Source organism: Roseibium sp. RKSG952, from assembly GCF_009711355.1.
This window is the reverse complement of the sequence record NZ_SMMF01000102.1, coordinates 1-257: the sequence shown is the minus strand read 5'-3', so window position 1 is coordinate 257 and position 257 is coordinate 1. Positions and strand designations below refer to the sequence as shown.

The following is a 257-nucleotide window of genomic DNA, read 5'->3' as shown; positions in this document are numbered from 1 at the left end:
ACAGTATAAACCCCGATACCATTGGAAATCCGCACGGCCTTTCACCATTCGCATTGCGCGGCACACGCAACAGGCCCTGATCTTCCGCCGTGACCGCCGTGGCCTGAACGAAAGAAGCCCCACACCTCTCTTCCAGACCCACCACGTAAATATCCTAGGGATGAGCGGCCACCGCGCCTAAAACCGCCCACGGAAGGCAAACCGGCGCTCAGCTAAAAAGCCGCCACGCACGCCGCAAGCGTCCGGCTTTTAAGCCG

At 59.9% G+C, this 257-nt stretch carries 1 protein-coding gene; it reads left to right on the top strand.

Annotated features, from left to right (window positions below):
• Positions 1-181 (top strand): hypothetical protein (locus tag E1297_RS49425; protein ID WP_209015515.1); only part of this gene is annotated, 181 nt, incomplete at its 5' end.
• Between the last annotated feature and the right edge of the window lie 76 nt (positions 182-257).